This is a genomic window from Thalassotalea sp. LPB0316, assembly GCF_014898095.1.
In the GTDB taxonomy this organism is placed as follows: Bacteria; Pseudomonadota; Gammaproteobacteria; order Enterobacterales; family Alteromonadaceae; genus Thalassotalea_G.
This window is the reverse complement of record NZ_CP062946.1, coordinates 513,479-534,364: the sequence shown is the minus strand read 5'-3', so window position 1 is coordinate 534,364 and position 20,886 is coordinate 513,479. Positions and strand designations below refer to the sequence as shown.

15 protein-coding genes, 1 tRNA gene and 2 rRNA genes are annotated in these 20,886 nt (G+C 43.5%); 13 read left to right on the top strand and 5 right to left on the bottom strand.

What is annotated here, in order from left to right; translation table 11 throughout:
- The first annotated feature begins 16 nt into the window (after positions 1-16).
- The gene (locus LP316_RS02380) at positions 17-544 is read left to right on the top strand and encodes an NADPH-dependent FMN reductase (protein WP_193022495.1); all 528 of its coding nucleotides are present in this window, start codon (positions 17-19) and stop codon (positions 542-544) included.
- A 65-nt stretch (positions 545-609) separates the two neighbouring features.
- On the opposite strand, the gene LP316_RS02375 is transcribed toward LP316_RS02380, so the two are convergent.
- Positions 610-1,296, bottom strand: coding sequence for a TorF family putative porin (locus tag LP316_RS02375; RefSeq protein WP_193022494.1), 687 nt, complete (start codon positions 1,294-1,296; stop codon positions 610-612).
- Positions 1,297-1,582: 286 nt separating this feature from the next.
- On the opposite strand from LP316_RS02375, the gene rpe reads away from it, so the two are divergent.
- Both rpe and trpS read left to right on the top strand, forming a co-directional pair.
- The gene (gene rpe / locus LP316_RS02370) at positions 1,583-2,254 is read left to right on the top strand and encodes a ribulose-phosphate 3-epimerase (protein WP_193022493.1); all 672 of its coding nucleotides are present in this window, start codon (positions 1,583-1,585) and stop codon (positions 2,252-2,254) included.
- Positions 2,255-2,280: 26 nt separating this feature from the next.
- Positions 2,281-3,285 carry a tryptophan--tRNA ligase gene (gene trpS / locus LP316_RS02365; RefSeq protein WP_193022492.1) on the top strand — a complete coding sequence of 335 codons (1,005 nt, stop codon included), beginning with the start codon at positions 2,281-2,283 and terminating at the stop codon, positions 3,283-3,285.
- Between the two features lie 66 nt (positions 3,286-3,351).
- Here trpS and LP316_RS02360 read toward each other — a convergent pair whose 3' ends face one another.
- On the bottom strand, positions 3,352-4,314 hold the full coding sequence (locus LP316_RS02360) for an FHA domain-containing protein (protein WP_193022491.1): 963 nt from the start codon (positions 4,312-4,314) through the stop codon (positions 3,352-3,354).
- The gene (locus LP316_RS02355; RefSeq protein WP_193022490.1) at positions 4,305-5,564 is read right to left on the bottom strand and encodes a S1 family peptidase; all 1,260 of its coding nucleotides are present in this window, start codon (positions 5,562-5,564) and stop codon (positions 4,305-4,307) included. The genes LP316_RS02360 and LP316_RS02355 overlap by 10 nt, the downstream gene beginning before the upstream one ends.
- A gap of 240 nt (positions 5,565-5,804) precedes the next feature.
- Between LP316_RS02355 and LP316_RS02350 the strand changes: the two genes are divergently transcribed.
- The gene (locus LP316_RS02350) at positions 5,805-7,013 is read left to right on the top strand and encodes a cation:proton antiporter (protein WP_193022489.1); all 1,209 of its coding nucleotides are present in this window, start codon (positions 5,805-5,807) and stop codon (positions 7,011-7,013) included.
- Here LP316_RS02350 and LP316_RS02345 read toward each other — a convergent pair.
- Complete coding sequence (locus LP316_RS02345) at positions 7,000-7,965, bottom strand: siroheme synthase (protein ID WP_193022488.1); 966 nt, start codon at positions 7,963-7,965, stop codon at positions 7,000-7,002. The two genes, LP316_RS02350 and LP316_RS02345, sit on opposite strands and share 14 nt — an antisense overlap.
- Before the next feature lie 9 nt (positions 7,966-7,974).
- Positions 7,975-8,457 carry a putative 4-hydroxy-4-methyl-2-oxoglutarate aldolase gene (locus LP316_RS02340; RefSeq protein WP_193022487.1) on the bottom strand — a complete coding sequence of 161 codons (483 nt, stop codon included), beginning with the start codon at positions 8,455-8,457 and terminating at the stop codon, positions 7,975-7,977.
- A gap of 118 nt (positions 8,458-8,575) precedes the next feature.
- Between LP316_RS02340 and prmA the strand changes: the two genes are divergently transcribed.
- From prmA to LP316_RS02295, 9 genes are all read left to right on the top strand, one after another.
- Entirely contained in the window at positions 8,576-9,457 is an 882-nt protein-coding gene (gene prmA, locus LP316_RS02335; RefSeq protein ID WP_193022486.1) for a 50S ribosomal protein L11 methyltransferase, read from the top strand.
- Between the two features lie 200 nt (positions 9,458-9,657).
- On the top strand, positions 9,658-10,623 hold the full coding sequence (gene dusB / locus LP316_RS02330) for a tRNA dihydrouridine synthase DusB (RefSeq protein WP_193022485.1): 966 nt from the start codon (positions 9,658-9,660) through the stop codon (positions 10,621-10,623).
- 16 nt (positions 10,624-10,639) lie between these two features.
- The gene (gene fis, locus LP316_RS02325; protein ID WP_193022484.1) at positions 10,640-10,927 is read left to right on the top strand and encodes a DNA-binding transcriptional regulator Fis; all 288 of its coding nucleotides are present in this window, start codon (positions 10,640-10,642) and stop codon (positions 10,925-10,927) included.
- 194 nt (positions 10,928-11,121) lie between these two features.
- Positions 11,122-12,723 carry a bifunctional phosphoribosylaminoimidazolecarboxamide formyltransferase/IMP cyclohydrolase gene (purH, locus tag LP316_RS02320; protein WP_193022483.1) on the top strand — a complete coding sequence of 534 codons (1,602 nt, stop codon included), beginning with the start codon at positions 11,122-11,124 and terminating at the stop codon, positions 12,721-12,723.
- A 141-nt stretch (positions 12,724-12,864) separates the two neighbouring features.
- Complete coding sequence (locus LP316_RS02315) at positions 12,865-13,884, top strand: class I SAM-dependent methyltransferase (RefSeq protein ID WP_193022482.1); 1,020 nt, start codon at positions 12,865-12,867, stop codon at positions 13,882-13,884.
- A 131-nt stretch (positions 13,885-14,015) separates the two neighbouring features.
- Positions 14,016-15,302 (top strand): phosphoribosylamine--glycine ligase, encoded by a 1,287-nt coding sequence (gene purD / locus LP316_RS02310; protein WP_193022481.1) that lies wholly within the window; start codon positions 14,016-14,018, stop codon positions 15,300-15,302.
- 692 nt (positions 15,303-15,994) lie between these two features.
- A 16S ribosomal RNA gene (locus tag LP316_RS02305) occupies positions 15,995-17,535 on the top strand.
- 73 nt (positions 17,536-17,608) lie between these two features.
- Positions 17,609-17,684 (top strand) — tRNA-Ala (locus LP316_RS02300).
- Positions 17,685-17,943: 259 nt separating this feature from the next.
- Positions 17,944-20,820: ribosomal RNA gene (locus LP316_RS02295) — 23S ribosomal RNA — on the top strand.
- The 16S and 23S rRNA genes sit together here with 1 tRNA gene alongside, the layout of an rRNA operon.
- The last annotated feature ends 66 nt before the right edge of the window (positions 20,821-20,886 follow it).

Genomic DNA, 20,886 nt, shown 5'->3' with positions numbered 1-20,886 from the left:
GCATGAAGGAGAGATCATGAAAGTGTTAGCATTTGGCGCAACGAACAGCGCAACGTCAATTAATAAGTTATTGGCGCAATATACTGCCTCGTTAATCGAAGGCGCTTCGGTTGAAGTGTTAGATTTAAATGAATTTGAAATGCCAATCTACTCGCCAGAGCGCGAAGCTCAGCTAGGCTCACCAGAGCAAGCCCAGTTGTTTTACAATAAAATTGGCCATGCTGACGCGATTGTTATTTCGTTTGCCGAGCACAATGGTAGCTACACCGCAGCGTATAAAAATTTATTCGATTGGACATCGCGCATTGATATGCAAGTCTTTCAAAACAAGCCGATGTTAATGCTGGCAACGTCACCAGGTCCTGGCGGTGCTAATTCGGTATTAACTGGCGCGATTAATTCTGCCTCATTTTTTGCTGCTGATGTTAAAGGTTCACTGTCGGTACCGAGTTTTTTTGATAACTTCGATGTTGAAAAAAATCAGGTGACAAACCCAGAGCTACAACGTTCATTAGTTGAGTTAGTGAGTAAGCTATCGGCTTAATCGGAACAAAAGAAAAGCAGCCAGTGGCTGCTTTTTAAATTTTCGAGGCTGTTTATTATTCGTGTTTATAAATCGAAATCAATAGAGTATGAAACGTAAACTTTCATGTCATCGTCGGTCAATTCTGTATCGCTGACACCGATTGTAAAACCAGACTTACTTAAGCTTACGCCATAATCGGTGTAATCTTCAGCATCTTTAGCGTCAAATGAATAGTTACCAATGTGTAAGGCAAGCTCAAGTCCATCAGCAATCTCAAATGCTGCATCTGCACTGATGTAAAGTGCATCTTCTGCTACGACAGCAACCGATTGCGCGTGTAAACCGTAATTGGCAGAGATAGAGAACGCGCCATATGAAAGCGTGCCGTATACTTCACCAAAATCATATTCATTATCAGGATCGATTTCAGCCGAATCAGGGTAGCCATAATAGATATAACCGACATCGTAGCCAAAACCATCGCCAAATTCACCGCCAAAACCTGCATAGAAATCTACTTCGTACGAAGCAGAATCACCAAAATCAACATTTGATACCCATGTACCCGCGTAAAAGCCGTTATCTGCTGCGTAATCGATCCCGCCAGATACTGCTGCAGCATCACTAGTTTGTGAAATTCCACGCCATAGATAATTACTCGTCACGCTAATGTTTGCCGATAAGCCTTCCACAGCAGTTGCTTGAGTTGACACTAGCGCTGAGCTCGCAATGATCGTAGACAAAGCTACCGATAAAAGTGATTTTTTCATGTTATACCCTTAAGTGTTTTTATTGTTTAAATTTATGTTAATTGTTTGTTTGCAAAGACAGTGCCTGAGTGAATACTCAAAAAACAAAATTTATAAATGCTTTATTTTCAATGTGTTAAGGCTTTTCTCTGGTGGGCTCTCGTTAAGCTTAGCTTATTTAGTGCGCTAATGTGGTGCGGGTTGTTCAAAAAAAGTGCAAAAATAGTCTTCAGTTCTAGGCTTTTTAACTTCAATAATGCGTGGGCTTTAGGTAAAGTAGCGCTCACTTAATTATCGGGGAGAAGTTATGTCTTCATTTTTAATCGCTCCATCTATTCTATCAGCTGATTTTGCTCGTTTAGGGGAAGACACGGCTAAAGTGTTAGCAGCAGGTGCAGATGTTGTTCATTTTGATGTAATGGATAATCATTATGTGCCAAATTTAACGTTTGGCCCGATGGTTTGCCAGTCGTTACGTGATTATGGCATAACTGCGCCAATCGATGTTCATTTAATGGTTAAGCCTGTTGATGCGCTAGTGCCCCAATTCGCCAATGCTGGCGCGAGTATTATTACCTTTCATCCTGAAGCGTCAGATCATGTTGATCGCACCTTACAACTAATAAAAGAAAACGGTTGTAAAGCGGGGTTAGTATTAAATCCGGCAACGCCATTACATTATTTAGATCACGTAATGGATAAACTTGATGTGATCCTATTGATGTCAGTTAACCCTGGCTTTGGCGGTCAATCATTTATTCCATCAACACTCGATAAACTGCGTCAAGTAAAACAACGCATTGTTGAGAGTGGCTTTGATATTCGTCTAGAAGTGGACGGTGGTGTTAAAGTAGATAATATTGCCGAAATAGCTGAAGCTGGCGCTGATATGTTTGTTGCCGGTTCAGCAATATTCTCACAGCCAGATTATAAGGCTGTCATTGATAAGATGCGCGCAGAATTAGCAACTGTAAAGTAATTTAAGATTTACCCATTGAGGAAACTATGTCTAAACCAATCGTATTAAGTGGCTGTCAGCCGTCTGGCTCATTAACCTTAGGAAACTACCTTGGCGCCCTAAAGCAGTGGGTAAATATGCAAGAAACTCATGAGTGCTATTATTCAATTGTTGATTTGCATGCCATTACGGTTCGTCAAGATCCTAAAGAGCTACACGAAGCTTGCCTTGATGCTTTAGCCCTTTATATGGCGTGTGGTGTTGACCCAGACAGAAGCACTATTTTTATGCAATCGCATGTCGCGGCCCATAGCCAATTGAGCTGGGTGTTAAACTGTTATGCTCAAATGGGTGAGCTCAACCGCATGACGCAGTTTAAAGACAAGTCAACGCGAGCTGGCGCCGATATCAATACAGGTTTGTTTACTTACCCTGTATTGATGGCTGCTGATATCTTGTTATATAACACCAATGCCGTACCTGTAGGCGATGATCAAAAACAGCATTTGGAGTTAGCACGTGACATCGCCACGCGTTTTAATAATTTATACGGTGAAATTTTTACCATTCCTGAGCCTTATATTCCAGAATTTGGCGCACGAGTGATGAGCTTACAGGAGCCGACCAAGAAAATGTCGAAGTCTGATGCCAACCCGAAAAATTTTATCGGCTTGTTGGAAACCCCGAAAAAAATCAGTAAGAAAATCAAATCAGCGGTTACTGATTCAGACGAGCAAGCACGTATTTACTTTGACGTGAAAGAAAAGCCAGGTGTATCAAACTTATTGTCGTTGTTGTCTTGTGCTACAGGTGAAAGCATTGAAAGCTTAGTGCCTAAGTATGAAGACAAAATGTATGGCCACTTAAAAGGCGATGTTGCAGATGCTGTTGTTGCCATGATTGAACCGATTCAAGAGCGTTATGCTCAGTATCGCAATGATCGCGCTTTTATGAATGATGTTATGCGCCAAGGGGCTCATAAAGCCTCACTAAGAGCAGATGCCGTGCTTGAAAAGGTTTACCAAGCGGTAGGGTTTATCGCTAAGCCGTAAACTGAAAACAATTTTTAGCACAACTAATAAAAAGGCGTATCATTTGATACGCCTTTCTTATCTGTTTTAATCCTCATTAACCTTTTCGTCGGCTTTTGCAAATACCACAGCAGCATTTTCGATAAATTCACTCGCCGGTGTACTTGGCGCAATTAAAAAGTTTGGCGTCATAATCGTCGCATCATAAGTTGGTCGCTCTCTAAATTCAGGTTTGTTACTTAAGGTGATTAAGTAAGCTCCACCAAAAATTAATAAGCACAAGCTCGCTGAAACCACAATGCGCTTAATATCGCTCATGTGAAAACCGATGTAGCAATTTAGCCAAAATAGGCAAAAGGCGAGTGTGATCGGTAGTAAGGACGTGAGCCAGGAAACAGGCCACGCGCTAGATAAATTAAAGTGCAACATAAACTCAATGAAATCACTGAGCCAAAACAAATTAAAGATGACAAAGCTAACCCCGATTTGTGACCAATAACGGGCATCGTTTTTGGTGAGATGAGAAATTAGCGCCACCAATGACGGCCATAAGCTAAAGCCTAAAGTCATGCCAACAGCAGGCACAAGTAATTGCGTAAAAGTCACTTCTGTTTGTTTGCCTAAATACAGTAAGTAGCCAAATAGTGAAGTAAATAATAATAAACTTAAGGCAATACTTAACGGCTGACGAGCTTTTTCGATCAAGCTTTCAAATGGACTGACTTTAATGGTTGGGCTCACTGGATGGTCTGGAAATACCACTCTTAATTGGCTTTTACCAATACTAATAATATCGCCTGAGTGCAGTATGTGTTGGTTGGCGTTTTGTTTGGTGTCACCTAAAAAGGAGCCGTTAATAGAGCCTTGATCTTCTACAAGCCAATGTTCACCGTCAAAACTCAACTTAACGTGTTCAGGGCAAATATGGGGATCGTCAATTATAATATCATTTTGGTAACTGCGACCAATATCAATGGCATTGCTGTCAAAGCGATCACGGCATATTAACTTCTGGCCGCGGTTGATCTGTTCAATAATAATCACTGCCATGTTACTGCCTCAATAAACTTCTTCATAAACGCCATTGCACTGTCTTGTTTAACCCCTGATAAACTGAAGTTACTGATCAAGGCTTGCTGATTCTTATCAACAGAAGCGGCGAGGTAGACAACGTCATATAAATTAGGAAAGTCTTTGTAGGCGCGGGCACAAAACACGGCTTTTTGGATGATAGATTGATTTTCAGGCGAAATAATATCGTGCTGGCAGCTGAACTCAGTAACATCGTCTTTCTGTACTTTGTTATACGCTCTAGCGTTGTGAAGTTTTTGATTATATAAGTGATAGAACTTGGTATCACTTATGTTTTTAGCCGCTAAGTAGCGATATTCCATCACTAAGTGGCCCGTGAAAAAGTTGTTTTCAATATAGGTATTATCCTCCAGCGAACAACTTGCTAGCGCAGATAACAATAAAGCACTTTCTTTGTCGGCGTTTGAATCGCCCCAGCAACGAATAAATGGGGCGTCGATGGTTGGGATTGAGCCTTGGCCTAATGGTTTTTGTAGCCATTGGCTTGCCAATACTTCTTCAATTAATTCGGCTTGATAAACCTTGAGTTGTTCGGCTATTTGGTGAGTAATATCGGTTGGCGGTGCGATTACATATGCGTTATACAGCGCTTGTAGTTTATCGTGAGGAATCAAAAAACCAATCGAGTTACCTGAAGTAGCAACATTAATACCGACGACTTTTGAGTCAGCATTAACTACTGGGCCACCGCTCATGCCTGAATTGATAGAGCCAGTAAAATGGATTTTGTCGGTAAATGAGTCGGGTAATAGACCATTATAGGTACCAGGGACAACAATCATCCCCAAATCGTGTGGGTTACCCAATGAAAACAGTTTTTCGCCTTTCGTTGGTGCTAGTTTTGCAATTTCAAACACAGGATTGTCATTGGGTTGATGGATAAGCTTTTTTACTAAGGCTAAGTCATTAATGACATCAACGCTTTCGAGTGACAATTCGCCTTTGTTACCATCGTTATCTAAAAACTCCATTTTGTATTTTTCAGGGTGACGAGCATAACCTGACACGACGTGATAATTTGTTGCTATTAAACCTTCATTGGTGATTTGAAAGGCTGAACCAATGGTGGTTTTTTCGCCACTGACGCGCTCAATAATTTTTATTTGATAAAGCGCTGGCGCTAGCTGTTCAAAAATTTGGCCAGCTTGTTCTTTCGCGTTACTGGCAAATGCGACGACAACTAAAAGCAAAAATGAAATTTGCTTCATTAACATTCCTCATCCTGATATTTCGACTACGTAGACCTATCATTGATACGGCATTTAACCGACAAATTCAATCAAATACGCAAAATAAAGCGTGCTAAAAGGTAAATGATAAAAGTTATTGGGCTAGAGATAGGCGCGGGCTTAATCCAAGCTCAGAAGCGCACGAAAGATTAGCCATTTTATTTACATTTACCAGATAAGCGATACAGTTAACTTATTATAAAGAAATAAGTTTCTGTAATGGATATCCACTTAGTCATCATTGTCTGTGCAACGCTCATGTTGCTTTATGGTTGTATTTCAAGCGTATTTGAAACGCACTTTTTGACCGGCCCCATGATTTTTTCGCTTAGTGGTATCGGGCTAAGTTATTGTGTTGATGATTATCTCGGCCTTGCTATTCATACTGAGGTTATTCGGTTTATTGCCGAAATCACCTTGATCATCGTATTATTTATTGATGCGTCAGAGATCAAACACAAAAACCTTAAGCACAGTGATGGTCATGTTGCTATTCGCCTACTCGCCATCGGGCTACCTTTAACAGCGTTGACTGGTGTTATTGTTGGCAGTTGGGTCTTTGACTCGCTGAGCTTGGCCGTTATTACTCTAATTGCGCTGATGTTAACACCAACCGACGCAGCCCTTGGCCAATCACTGATTAAATCAGAAAAACTCAAAACCCATGTTAAACAAAATATCAATGTCGAAAGTGGCTTGAATGATGGCGTTGTTTTACCACCAATTATTATTTGCATTGCAGCAATAAGTGGTGAGATAGGTAATAGTAGTGAAACCACGTGGGCAATGTTTGTCCTAACCCAGCTTATTTTAGGTCCTTTGGTGGGGGGCTGCATTGGTTGGTTTGGTGGTAAATTGATTGAGCATGCCGTGCATCGAAACTGGATGGCGCCGCTTTATCAAAGTATCTGCGCATTAGCGTTACCTCTTTTGGCGTACAGTTGCGCCGAAATTGTGCATGGCAATGGTTTTATTGCCGCTTTTGTTTGTGGTTATTTATTTGGTGTGAGGGATCGCGGCGTTAGGGTCAAAATGCAGCAATTTGGTGAAGCTGAAGGCCAGCAACTGACCTTATTTGTCTTTCTATTATTTGGTTTTGTTATGGTACCGATTGCCAGTGAGTTTTGGGACGGTAAGGCTGTTATTTATGCGATATTAAGCTTGACGTTGGTGCGCATGATTCCAGTGTTTATTAGTTTAGTTGCGTCGAGAGCACCTTGGCAGGAGCAACTGATTTACGCGTGGTTTGGCCCAAGAGGTATTGCGTCAATCCTATATCTACTGATGTTTATTTCAATGGTTGGCTTTGAAGGTTATCAATATCCGGTGAGTGTGATCATTCTCACGGTGTTAATGAGTATTTTTTTACATGGGTTGACCGCGTTGCCAATTGCCCAGTGGTACAAAAAAAGTATTACTCGCCATTAACTAATTCAAGTTTATTAATATCGCTCGATTGATAGGCCAAATTACGCGGTAGTTGTTGATGGCCAGAGAGTAAATAAATGACTTTTTGCCCAGCTTCTGCAAGCTCTAACGCGTGTTGGAAATTGATAATCGTGCTACTGGGAATCGCTTGATAAAACTTTTCTGCGTCTCGTCTGACGTATTCTATAAACTCAGGATTGACAGTTTCATCATAAAATACAGCATCGGCAAACTGCAGGGTGCGATGCGCTTTTAACGTTAAGTTATCTGGGTTGCCTTCTTTGGTGTGAATAAAAGTAATGCTACCTGTGTTATCAGCTTGGTTTTCTTTGAGTTTGGTAATGAAGGCAAGCTCAGCCGATTGGCTTTGACCGTTGAGAATTTTCTCACCTATTTCACCTTGGAAAATCTGCTCCCAAAACAACCGGCGATTTCGAACCCCTTTAACTCGAGCCTTGACGTGGTCACGAAATTTCAAGCCAAAATCGGCGAGCTTACCGTACGCTTGCGGTAAGGTTTTTTCAATTTGCTCGCGCAGCATCCGCACTAACACGGGGGAGCTTCCCGAGCTCGAGATTGCCACTATCATTGGATCTCTGTCGATAATCGATGGCGTGATGTAGTCGCACAAATCAGGTTGGTCAACAACATTGGCTAAGATACCTAAAGACTTTGCTTCTTCGTAAACCAAAGCGTTAATTGCTTCATCATCGGTAGCCGCAATGGCGATGTTACACTCGTTCATTAACCCTAGTCGGTAGTTTTCACTGACCCAAGTTAATTGCTCAGTGTTGATCAAACGCGCTACAGTGTCGTTGCAATGCTTTGCGACAACCGTGATATTTGTTGTGCACTTTAACATCAGCTCTATTTTTCGAGCAGCCACTTCACCACCACCAATGATGATGATGTTAAGTCGATCAGCTGTTAAAAATACCGGAAAGTAGCGCATGTTATACCTTTATATCGAGAGCAATGATTGACTGATCGCAATGCCATTTTTGTCGCCATAAACATAATGCCCTGGCGTAAATTTAAGACCGGCAAAGTATACATCAACGTTAGTTTGACCTTGGCCGAGCTTTTCAGTTTTGATTGGGCAAGTACCGAGTGCTTTAACGGCAATAGGCAAGGTGGCGATGGTGCCCGCATCGCGAATACAGCCATTTATAATAACGGCTTGCCAATTGTGCTTTACCGCACTTTCAGCAATCATATCACCTAACAGTGCTCGATTCATTGAACCGTGGCCATCAACAACGAGTACTTTGCCTTCGCCTGAGGTTGCCAGAAGCGCTTTGACTTTCGAGTTATCATTAAAGCAGTCAACTGTCACGATTTCACCATAAAAGCAGGTGTTAGCACCAAAATCTTGAAAAGGTACGTTAGCCAAGCTTAATTGGTTTGCGTATTGGTCAAATAAATCTGGTAGTAAATCAAGCATCGTTTTCCCCTTAAAAGCTCATTTGACTGACATCTAAGGCAAAATGCAAGTGATCATCTATCGCGATGAGTGATAAACTATATAAAACTCGTTTATATCTCTTTTATTTGGAATTTCCATGCCTTGGATACAGCTTAGATTAAATGCGAATGAAGAAACAGCGGAAAAATACAGTGAGTGGCTAATGGCTGCCGGCTCGCAGGCCGTAACTTTTATTGACGCGAAAGATACTCCGATATATGAACCTTTACCAGGCGACGAAGTGGTGTATTGGCACAATACCGTCGTGATGGGGTTATTTGATGCATCGCATGACATGGATAAAGTGATCAATTACCTAAAAGGTATTCACCCTGACAAGCAAAATATGCAGTACAAGTTAGAGCAACTTGAAGATAAAGATTGGGAACGCGAATGGATGGATAACTTCCACCCGATGAAATTCGGTAATCGCTTGTGGATTTGTCCGAGTTGGCGTGAAGTGCCTGAGCCTGACGCAGTAAATGTTATGCTTGATCCTGGTCTTGCCTTTGGTACGGGTACTCACCCAACAACCGCATTGTGTTTAACTTGGTTAGATAGCTTAGATTTAACGGATAAAGTCGTTGTCGATTTTGGCTGTGGTTCAGGCATTTTATCACTAGCCGCCTTAAAGCTTGGTGCGAAAAAAGTGATTGGTATCGATATTGACCCGCAAGCGCTGCAAGCAAGTCAAGAGAATGCCAAGCGCAATGGTGTTGAAGAAAGGCTTGAACTTTATTTGCCTAAAGATCAGCCGAGCTTAAAAGCCGATGTTGTCGTCGCTAATATTTTAGCTGGACCACTGCGTGAATTAGCACCCACTATTACAGCTTTTGTTGGTGATAATGGTTTGTTAGCGCTTTCAGGTGTACTTGAAGAACAAGCACAAGGATTGGTTGAAATATACAGCCAATGGTGTGACATGGATCCGGTCGCAGTGCAAGAGGAATGGGTACGTTTGTCGGGAAAAAGACACTAAAAAACCGCAATTTTTCACTTTTATTCTGGTGCGGAATTTGGTAGCAATTGACTAAATTCTGCACAGAAAAACATTTTGCCAAATGTCAATATCAAAAAGCAGGAAAAAATTGCATTTTGTTCAATTTATATCCTTTTCAATCCCCAAAAAAACACGTAAACTGTGCGCCCTTTTGACCAAGAGCTCAAAAAAACACCAGCGTGAAGATAGGTCCATACAGTTTACCGAGTAATGTTTTTCTTGCCCCTATGGCAGGAATTACCGACCAACCATTTAGGCGATTATGTTGCCAACTAGGAGCAGGACTAGCTGTTTCAGAGATGGTTTCGGCAAACCCTAAAGTATGGCATACCGAGAAATCGAAAAAGCGCATGGTACACACGAGTGAGGCGGGAATTCGTTCTGTGCAAATCGCAGGCAGTGATCCCCAAGAACTCGCTTTTGCAGCTCAGGTTAATGTTGAAAATGGCGCTCAAATTATTGATATCAATATGGGGTGCCCAGCAAAAAAAGTGAATAAAAAGCTAGCGGGATCGGCTTTGTTAAAAGAGCCTCCATTGGTTGAAGCTATTGTTAAGTCGGTAGTTGATGCTGTTGATGTCCCGGTAACTTTAAAAATTCGTACCGGCTGGTGTGAAAACACGCGTAATGGTGTTGAAATTGCGAAAATTGCTCAAGCAAATGGCATTCAGTCATTAGCAGTTCACGGTAGAACACGCAGTGACTTTTACAAAGGTGAGGCAGAATACCAAACCATAAAAGCCATTAAACAAGCAATTGATATTCCTGTAGTAGCTAATGGCGACATTACTGATGCAGAAAAAGCAAAGTACGTTCTCGATTATACGGGAGCAGACGCCGTTATGGTGGGTCGCGCAGCGCAAGGTCGACCGTGGATATTTCGCGAAATAAACCACTATCTTGCAAACGGTACACATTTACCTGCACCACAACTGGATGAGGTGCGAGCCATATTAATTGAGCATGTTAAGGAATTACATCGCTTTTATGGCGACTTTATGGGGCTTCGAATAGCCCGAAAACATGTTTCTTGGTATATGCAAACGCACGATCAAGAAAAAACGTTTCGATCAAGGTTTAATGGTTTAGAGACTACGCAAGCGCAGCTTGAACTATTAAATCAGTATTTTGATAATTTAACTTAAAAAGAGTCTGAACTTTATGTTTGAACAAAATATTTCTTCTCCATTCGTTACTGGTAACTTACAAACTCAGACTGAGTCGTCACCTTTACGCACCCAAGCTAAAATGGCGATCAGCAACTACTTATCTCAATTAAATGGTAACGACGTTGATGACATGTACGAGTTAGTGCTTTCAGAAATTGAAGCCCCTATGCTTGAAGAAGTGATGAAGTATACTCGCGGCAATCAAACAAGAGCAGCAAATTTATTAGGCATTAACCGTGGTACTTTACGCAAAAAGTTAAAAAAATACGGTATGAACTAATTATCTGCAGGGTTAACCTGCACTAAAAAAGCACCCTCGGGTGCTTTTTTACTTAATGGAATTTTTAAGTTGTCCATTTGGTTGAAAAGTAAAAGGGCAATGATGTGTAGCAAGGAGCTACATTACTAGGAAGTCGCCACGGATATGTGTCATAGGCCAGACCAAAAAATTTTGCTAAAGGTAAACTAAATAACATGGATACCCCTCGCCCAATTAAACGCGCATTGCTTAGCGTGTCTGATAAAACTGGTATTGTCGAATTCGCCCAAAAACTTGCTCAAAAGGGTGTAGATATATTATCAACTGGCGGAACTGCCAAATTACTCGCTGAAAATGGCATTAAAGTCACCGAAGTTTCAGACTACACTGGTCACCCTGAAATTATGGATGGTCGTGTAAAAACCCTTCATCCGAAAGTTCACGGTGGTATTTTAGCGCGCCGTGGTACTGACGAAGCGGTTATGAGCGAAAATAATATCAGTGCAATTGATATGGTTGTTGTTAACTTGTATCCATTTGCCAATACGGTTGCTAAAGAAGGTTGTAGCCTAGAAGATGCGATTGAGAACATCGACATCGGCGGCCCAACAATGGTTCGTGCAGCAGCTAAAAACCACAAAGACGTAACAATTATCGTAAACGCTCACGATTATGACCGCGTGATCGCTGAAATGGATGCTAATGATGATTCATTAACATACAACACACGCTTTGATTTAGCGATTGCAGCATACGAGCATACCGCCAGTTATGATGGCATGATCGCCAACTACTTTGGCCAAATGTTAGCAGCGCACGGTACTGAAGGTGCTGAGCCAAACTTTGAACAGAAGAATAAGTTCCCACGTACGTTTAATTCTCAATTCATTAAGAAACAAGATTTACGTTACGGTGAAAATTCTCATCAAGATGCAGCTTTTTATGTTGAAGCACAGCCTGAAGAAGCATCTGTTGCAACGGCAACTCAGCTTCAAGGTAAAGCACTTTCATACAACAACATTGCTGATACAGATGCAGCACTAGAATGCGTGAAGGAATTTGATGAACCAGCTTGTGTTATCGTTAAGCACGCCAATCCATGTGGTGTTGCAATTAGCGAAAACATTTTAGGCGCATACGAGCAAGCATTTAAAACAGATCCTACGTCAGCTTTTGGCGGCATTATTGCGTTCAACCGAGAGTTAGATGCTAAAACAGCTGAAGCGATTATTTCACGTCAATTCGTTGAAGTGATCATTGCACCTACCGTTTCGAAAGAAGCAGAGCAAATCGTAGCAGCTAAGCCAAATGTGCGTTTATTAGTATGTGGTCAATGGACTACGCAAACTACTGGTTTTGCGTTTAAACGCGTAAACGGTGGTTTATTAGTGCAAGACCGTGATCAAGGTAAAGTAACGCAAGACGAGCTTAAAGTGGTGACAAAGCGCCAACCTACTGAAGACGAAATGCGCGATCTACAATTCTGTTGGAAAGTCGCTAAATACGTTAAATCTAATGCTATCGTATACGCTCAAAACAATATGACTATCGGTGTTGGTGCAGGCCAAATGAGTCGTGTGTATTCAGCAAAAATCGCTGGTATTAAAGCGGCTGATGAAAACCTAGAAGTAAAAGGTTCGGTAATGGCTTCAGACGCCTTCTTCCCATTCCGTGATGGTTTAGATGCTGCTGCTGCCGCGGGTATTACTGCAGTCATTCAACCAGGCGGTTCAATGCGTGACGAAGAAGTTATCGCAGCGGCAGATGAGCACGGCATTGCCATGGTGTTCACAGGTATGCGTCATTTCAATCACTAAATTGTTGAGCAATAATTTGTGATTGGTTAACCGATAAATGAGAAACCGCGTTAAGGTGACTTGTTTATCGGTTATTTCGCTCTGAATATCGCGGTAAAATCTGCTATAAGTTGATATAACTTTTACGTAATGGAATTTACTATGACGACAACAAAAAAAATAATTATCGCAATTGTAGCTGTAGTTGCTATTTATTGGGTGGTTTCTTCACAACAAAAAACAACGTCGGAAACAGACCAAGTCAATCAGCCTGCATCAGAAGAACAGGTTCAAATGCCGGAAGATGTGATTGAATCAGTACCTGTAGAAGATGTTACTGAAGGTGATAACGAACAATCGATAACCGATTCAGTTGATCAAAAGGCTTCATCAGGCGTTGATAAGGTTAAATCTGAAGTGAAAGAGGTTGTCGAACAAGTTTCAGCTGCACAACGGGCACTAGCATCTGCTGTGGCTGGTAGTCATCGTTCAGAAGAAAACAAAGCACGTGATATCTATCGCCATCCGGTAGAAACATTATTGTTTTTTGGTTTCGAGCCTACTATGACAGTCGTTGAGATTGCACCAGGCGGTGGTTGGTACACTGAAGTACTTGCACCTGCATTAAAAGGCAGAGGGAAGTTGTACGGGGCCCATTACCCAGACACTGACGAAGAAAATTATTACAGTTTATCGCGTCGTCGTCTTGTGCAGAAAATGGCAAGTGATGAAGTTTTTAGTGAAGTTGAATTAACAAACTTTACTCCTCGTACGTCAAACAGAATTGCGCCAGAGGGTAGTGCCGATATGGTGCTTACTTTCCGCAACTTACATAACTGGGGCGAAGAAGGTGTTGCGATGATGTTTGCTGACGCACACAAGGCACTGAAGTCAGGCGGTATTTTAGGTGTTGTTGAACATCGTATGCCCGAATCACAAAGCTGGGCAGAAAACCAACGCTCTGGTTACTTCCCTGAAAGCTTAGCCATTGAGCTAGCAGAGCAAGCGGGCTTTGTTTTGGCGGGTAAAAGTGAAATCAACGCAAACCCCAAAGATACAGCTGATCATCCAAAAGGCGTTTGGACGTTACCACCTGTATTGCGCCTAGGCGATGCAGATAAAGCGAAATACCTAGCGATTGGCGAAAGCGATCGTATGACCTTAAAGTTTGTTAAAAAATAACATTTATATATAGACAATTAAGAAGCTTCAAAACAAGTCTTGATGTTAAATAGAATACGTCATGTCCGCGCAGGCGGGTATCTCAAACTATTGACCTGTCTTAGCTTCTTTTTATTAATTAGGAAATCTTAATGAAAGTTTTAGTTATTGGTAGTGGTGGTCGAGAACACGCATTAGCGTGGAAAGCCGCTCAATCAGCTCAAGTAAGTCAAGTATTTGTAGCACCTGGTAATGCAGGTACAGCAACTGAGCCTAAATTAACTAATGTTGAACTAGATATTACCGACAACGCAGGGCTTGTGGCATTTGCAAAAGAGCAAGCGATTGAACTAACTATCGTCGGCCCAGAGCAACCGCTAGTTGATGGCGTTGTTGATGCGTTTAACGCTGAAGGGTTAATGATTTTTGGTCCGAATGCTAAAGCAGCACAGCTAGAAGGATCGAAGTCATTCACCAAAGACTTTCTTGCTCGCCATAACATCCCTACGGCGGATTATCAAAATTTTACCGAAATAGAACCTGCGTTAGCTTATGTTCGAGAAAAAGGTGCGCCGATTGTTGTTAAGGCAGACGGCTTAGCTGCGGGTAAAGGCGTTATTGTTGCAATGACGTTGCAAGAAGCCGAAGATGCTATTAAAGATATGCTTGCGGGCAATGCCTTCGGTGATGCTGGGCATCGCGTTGTTATTGAAGAATTCCTTGAAGGTGAAGAAGCTAGCTTTATTGTGATGGTGGACGGCAAGAACGTATTGCCATTTGCTACGAGCCAAGATCACAAACGAGCATACAATCAAGATCAAGGGCCAAACACTGGCGGTATGGGAGCATACTCGCCAGCGCCGGTAGTGACGGCTGAAATTCATCAGCGTATTATGAACGAAGTCATCATGCCTACGGTTAACGGTATGGCCAGCGAAGATGCACCATATACAGGCTTTTTGTATGCGGGCTTAATGATCACTGCTGATGGCACGCCTAAGGTTATTGAATATAATTGCCGATTCGGTGATCCAGAAACTCAACCAATTATGATGCGCTTACAATCAGACTTAACTGAACTTTGTTTGTTAGCTTGCCGACAAAAACTTGATACAGCAGAAATCGTATTTGATCCGCGAGCTGCGGTTGGTGTCGTTATGGCGGCTGGTGGTTACCCAGGGAGTTACAATAAAGGTGATGTTATTTCTGGTTTAGCAACTAATCAAGCTGACGATGCTAAAGTTTTCCATGCTGGTACTAAGTTAGTCGATGGCGATGTGGTTACTGCTGGCGGTCGAGTCTTATGTGCAACGGCACTAGGTGAGACAGTAACAAGTGCACAACAAAAAGCCTATCAACTACTTGAGCAGGTGACTTGGGAAAATGTTATGTATCGTACCGATATAGCCTATCGCGCTATCGAACGCGAAAAAAGCTAAATACTTTTTATAAAAAAAGCTCGGTTTTTACCGAGTTTTTTTATTTCTAGCGATTAAGTTCTTAGGCAAAATTTGGGGGGTTGTGTAAGTCATTGACAAATAAATAATCGCCTATAGCGTATATTTTAATTGGTTTGTATATAAAGTGACCGAACGGAAAATTAATTAAAAATAAGGGTTGACGCGTAATAAAAAATCCCTAAAATGCGCATCCACTTCTTCGGGACAGCTCAAAGAAGTATTTTGATAAGTTTAAGCGATCAATATGATTAACAAACAAGTCAAACAACTTAGAAAAATAAATTAAATTTTTTATAAAAAGTTGTTGACATCAAAATTAGGATGAGTAAAATACGCATCCGCTCTCGACGAGAGAGTAACAAGCGGTCTAGCAACGAATGCGATTGTTAGTTCGCGCCGAACAAAAGGTTCATTCATGAACAGTTCGGCATACCTACTTCGTGTAGGCATCTTTAACAAATAGTTATCATGCAATTTGTGTGGGCACTCACATTAATAAATTCATATAAAGACCTAACGTTTCGTTAGGCAAATTTATCAATGTTGATGTTCACATAAAAAACTTACATATAAAGTTTTTATGTTTTTGTTTTGCTTTTATTAAAAAGCGATTCAAGAGCAATGTACAACAGAATTCATTGAGCCGAAGCTTTTAGCTTCACAAACGATTTTAATTGAAGAGTTTGATCATGGCTCAGATTGAACGCTGGCGGCAGGCTTAACACATGCAAGTCGAGCGGAAACGAGAAGTGCTTGCACTTCGGCGTCGAGCGGCGGACGGGTGAGTAATGCTTGGGAATATGCCTTTAGGTGGGGGACAACAGTTGGAAACGACTGCTAATACCGCATAATGTCTACGGACCAAAGGAGGGGATCTTCGGACCTTTCGCCTAGAGATTAGCCCAAGTGAGATTAGCTAGATGGTGGGGTAAAGGCCTACCATGGCGACGATCTCTAGCTGGTTTGAGAGGATGATCAGCCACACTGGGACTGAGACACGGCCCAGACTCCTACGGGAGGCAGCAGTGGGGAATATTGCACAATGGGGGAAACCCTGATGCAGCCATGCCGCGTGTGTGAAGAAGGCCTTCGGGTTGTAAAGCACTTTCAGTCGTGAGGAAAGGGTAGTCGCTAATATCGGCTATCTGTGACGTTAGCGACAGAAGAAGCACCGGCTAACTCCGTGCCAGCAGCCGCGGTAATACGGAGGGTGCGAGCGTTAATCGGAATTACTGGGCGTAAAGCGTGCGTAGGCGGATTGTTAAGCGAGATGTGAAATCCCGGGGCTCAACCTCGGAACTGCATTTCGAACTGGCAGTCTAGAGTATTGTAGAGGGTGGTGGAATTTCCAGTGTAGCGGTGAAATGCGTAGAGATTGGAAGGAACATCAGTGGCGAAGGCGGCCACCTGGACAAATACTGACGCTGAGGCACGAAAGCGTGGGGAGCGAACAGGATTAGATACCCTGGTAGTCCACGCCGTAAACGATGTCAACTAGCTGTCTGTGAACTTGATTCGTGGGTAGCGTAGCTAACGCGCTAAGTTGACCGCCTGGGGAGTACGGCCGCAAGGTTAAAACTCAAATGAATTGACGGGGGCCCGCACAAGCGGTGGAGCATGTGGTTTAATTCGATGCAACGCGAAGAACCTTACCATCCCTTGACATCCAGAGAATTTTCTAGAGATAGAATAGTGCCTTCGGGAACTCTGAGACAGGTGCTGCATGGCTGTCGTCAGCTCGTGTTGTGAAATGTTGGGTTAAGTCCCGCAACGAGCGCAACCCCTATCCTTACTTGCCAGCGGATGATGCCGGGAACTTTAAGGAGACTGCCGGTGATAAACCGGAGGAAGGTGGGGACGACGTCAAGTCATCATGGCCCTTACGGGATGGGCTACACACGTGCTACAATGGCGTATACAGAGGGCAGCGAGACCGCGAGGTGGAGCGAATCCCAGAAAGTACGTCGTAGTCCGGATTGGAGTCTGCAACTCGACTCCATGAAGTCGGAATCGCTAGTAATCGTGAATCAGAATGTCACGGTGAATACGTTCCCGGGCCTTGTACACACCGCCCGTCACACCATGGGAGTGGGTTGCAAAAGAAGTGGCTAGTTTAACCTTCGGGAGGACGGTCACCACTTTGTGATTCATGACTGGGGTGAAGTCGTAACAAGGTAACCCTAGGGGAACCTGGGGTTGGATCACCTCCTTATCTTGAAGAGTTTATCGTGTTGAGTGTTCACACAAATTGCATTGATAACGAAAGTGTTTAAGACGAAGCCTTTGGGGCTATAGCTCAGCTGGGAGAGCGCCTGCCTTGCACGCAGGAGGTCAGCAGTTCGATCCTGCTTAGCTCCACCACTTACTTCGTTGAGAAATTAAACATAAAAACTTAAGCATAAGCTTTTATGTTTAGTTTCTGCTAAAGAAACACTGCTCTTTAACAATTTGGAAAGCTGATATATATCCTTAAACAAGAAATTGTTTAAAACCTCTTAATTAAGTGTCGCGCTTAATTAAGAATTCTAATTCAAGATACTCTATTGAGTACGTGAAAATGTCAGAATACATTTAGTTGGCGGTTTGTCTCGTCAACACTCAAAACTATTTGGGGTTGTATGGTTAAGTGACTAAGCGTATGTGGTGGATGCCTTGGCAGTTAGAGGCGATGAAAGACGTGTTAATCTGCGATAAGTCTAGGTGAGGTGATAAAAACCGTTATAGCCTAGAATGTCTGAATGGGGAAACCCAGTGCCATAAGGCACTATCTTTACCTGAATACATAGGGTAAAGAGGCGAACCGGGAGAACTGAAACATCTAAGTACCCCGAGGAAAAGAAATCAACCGAGATTTCGTTAGTAGCGGCGAGCGAACGCGAATTAGCCCTTAAGCTTGTGGGCGTTAGTGGAATGTTCTGGAAAGGACAACGATACAGGGTGATAGTCCCGTACACGAAGACAAACACAAGTGAAATCGAGTAGGTCGGCACACGTGAAATGTTGACTGAATATGGGGGGACCATCCTCCAAGGCTAAATACTCCTAACTGACCGATAGTGAACCAGTACCGTGAGGGAAAGGCGAAAAGAACCCCTGTGAGGGGAGTGAAATAGAACCTGAAACCGCATACGTACAAGCAGTGGAAGCCTTCGGGTGACTGCGTACCTTTTGTATAATGGGTCAGCGACTTATATTTAGTAGCAAGGTTAACCGATTAGGGGAGCCGTAGCGAAAGCGAGTGTTAACTGCGCGTTCAGTTGCTAGGTATAGACCCGAAACCCGGCGATCTACCCATGGGCAGGTTGAAGGTTGAGTAACATCAACTGGAGGACCGAACACACGTATGTTGAAAAATGCGGTGATGACTTGTGGGTCGGAGTGAAAGGCTAATCAAGCCGGGAGATAGCTGGTTCTCCCCGAAATCTATTTAGGTAGAGCCTCGGACGAACACCACTGGGGGTAGAGCACTGTTAAGGCTAGGGGGTCATCCCGACTTACCAACCCTTTGCAAACTCCGAATACCAGTGAGTGATATCCGGGAGACACACTATGGGTGCTAACGTCCGTAGTGAAGAGGGAAACAACCCAGACCGCCAGCTAAGGTCCCAAAGTACTAGTTAAGTGGGAAACGATGTGGGAAGGCTTAGACAGCTAGGAGGTTGGCTTAGAAGCAGCCACCCTTTAAAGAAAGCGTAATAGCTCACTAGTCGAGTCGGCCTGCGCGGAAGATGTAACGGGGCTAAACTAGTCACCGAAGCTGCGGATTCACACTATGTGTGAGTGGTAGGGGAGCGTTCTGTAAGCCGTTGAAGGTGTGTTGTAAAGCATGCTGGAGGTATCAGAAGTGCGAATGCTGACATGAGTAACGATAAAGGGGGTGAAAAACCCCCTCGCCGAAAGACCAAGGTTTCCTGTCCCATGTTAATCAGGGCAGGGTAAGTCGGCCCCTAAGGTGAGACCGAAAGGTGTAATCGATGGGAAACAGATTAATATTTCTGTACTTCTATATAATGCGATGGAGGGACGGAGCAGGCTAGGCAAGCATGGCGTTGGTTGTCCATGTGAAAGTAAGTAGGCTGAGAACTTAGGCAAATCCGGGTTCTTAAGGCTGAGATACGAGACGATGCTCTACGGAGCAGAAGTTGTTGATGCCATACTTCCAGGAAAATCTTCTAAGCTTCAGTTATATAGGAACCGTACCCCAAACCGACACAGGTGGTTAGGTAGAGAATACTAAGGCGCTTGAGAGAACTCGGGTGAAGGAACTAGGCAAAATAGTACCGTAACTTCGGGAGAAGGTACGCTCTCTAATGTGAATGACTTGCTCAGTAAGCATAGGAGAGTCGAAGTAACCAGGTGGCTGGAACTGTTTATTAAAAACACAGCACTGTGCAAAATCGAAAGATGACGTATACGGTGTGACGCCTGCCCGGTGCCGGAAGGTTAATTGATTGGGTTAGCATTTGCGAAGCTCATGATCGAAGCCCCGGTAAACGGCGGCCGTAACTATAACGGTCCTAAGGTAGCGAAATTCCTTGTCGGGTAAGTTCCGACCTGCACGAATGGCGTAATCATGGCCACACTGTCTCCACCCGAGACTCAGTGAAATTGAAATTGCGGTTAAGATGCCGTATACCCGCGGCTAGACGGAAAGACCCCGTGAACCTTTACTATAGCTTGACAGTGAACATTGCTCCTACATGTGTAGGATAGGTGGGAGGCTTTGAAGCATGCACGCCAGTGTGTGTGGAGCCATCCTTGAAATACCACCCTTGTATGCGTGATGTTCTAACCTAGGGCCCTTAGCGGGCTTGGGGACACTGTCTGGTGGGTAGTTTGACTGGGGCGGTCTCCTCCCAAAGCGTAACGGAGGAGCACGAAGGTTGGCTAAGTACGGTCGGACATCGTACGGTTAGTGCAATGGCATAAGCCAGCTTAACTGCGAGACAGACACGTCGAGCAGGTGCGAAAGCAGGTCATAGTGATCCGGTGGTTCTGTATGGAAGGGCCATCGCTCAACGGATAAAAGGTACTCCGGGGATAACAGGCTGATACCGCCCAAGAGTTCATATCGACGGCGGTGTTTGGCACCTCGATGTCGGCTCATCACATCCTGGGGCTGAAGTCGGTCCCAAGGGTATGGCTGTTCGCCATTTAAAGTGGTACGCGAGCTGGGTTTAGAACGTCGTGAGACAGTTCGGTCCCTATCTGCCGTGGGCGTTTGAGAATTGAAGAGGGCTGCTCCTAGTACGAGAGGACCGGAGTGGACGAACCTCTGGTGTTCCGGTTGTTATGCCAATAGCATTGCCGGGTAGCTACGTTCGGAACTGATAACCGCTGAAAGCATCTAAGCGGGAAGCAGGCTTTAAGATGAGTTCTCACTGGAGATTTAATCTCCCTAAAGGGTCGTTGGAGACTACAACGTTGATAGGCTGGGTGTGGAAGCGCTGCGAGGCGTTGAGCTAACCAGTACTAATTGCCCGTGAGGCTTAACCATACAACACCCAAGTGGTTTTACACCATGTTGTATGAAGACAAGTCACGTACTCAGAACTTGAATAGA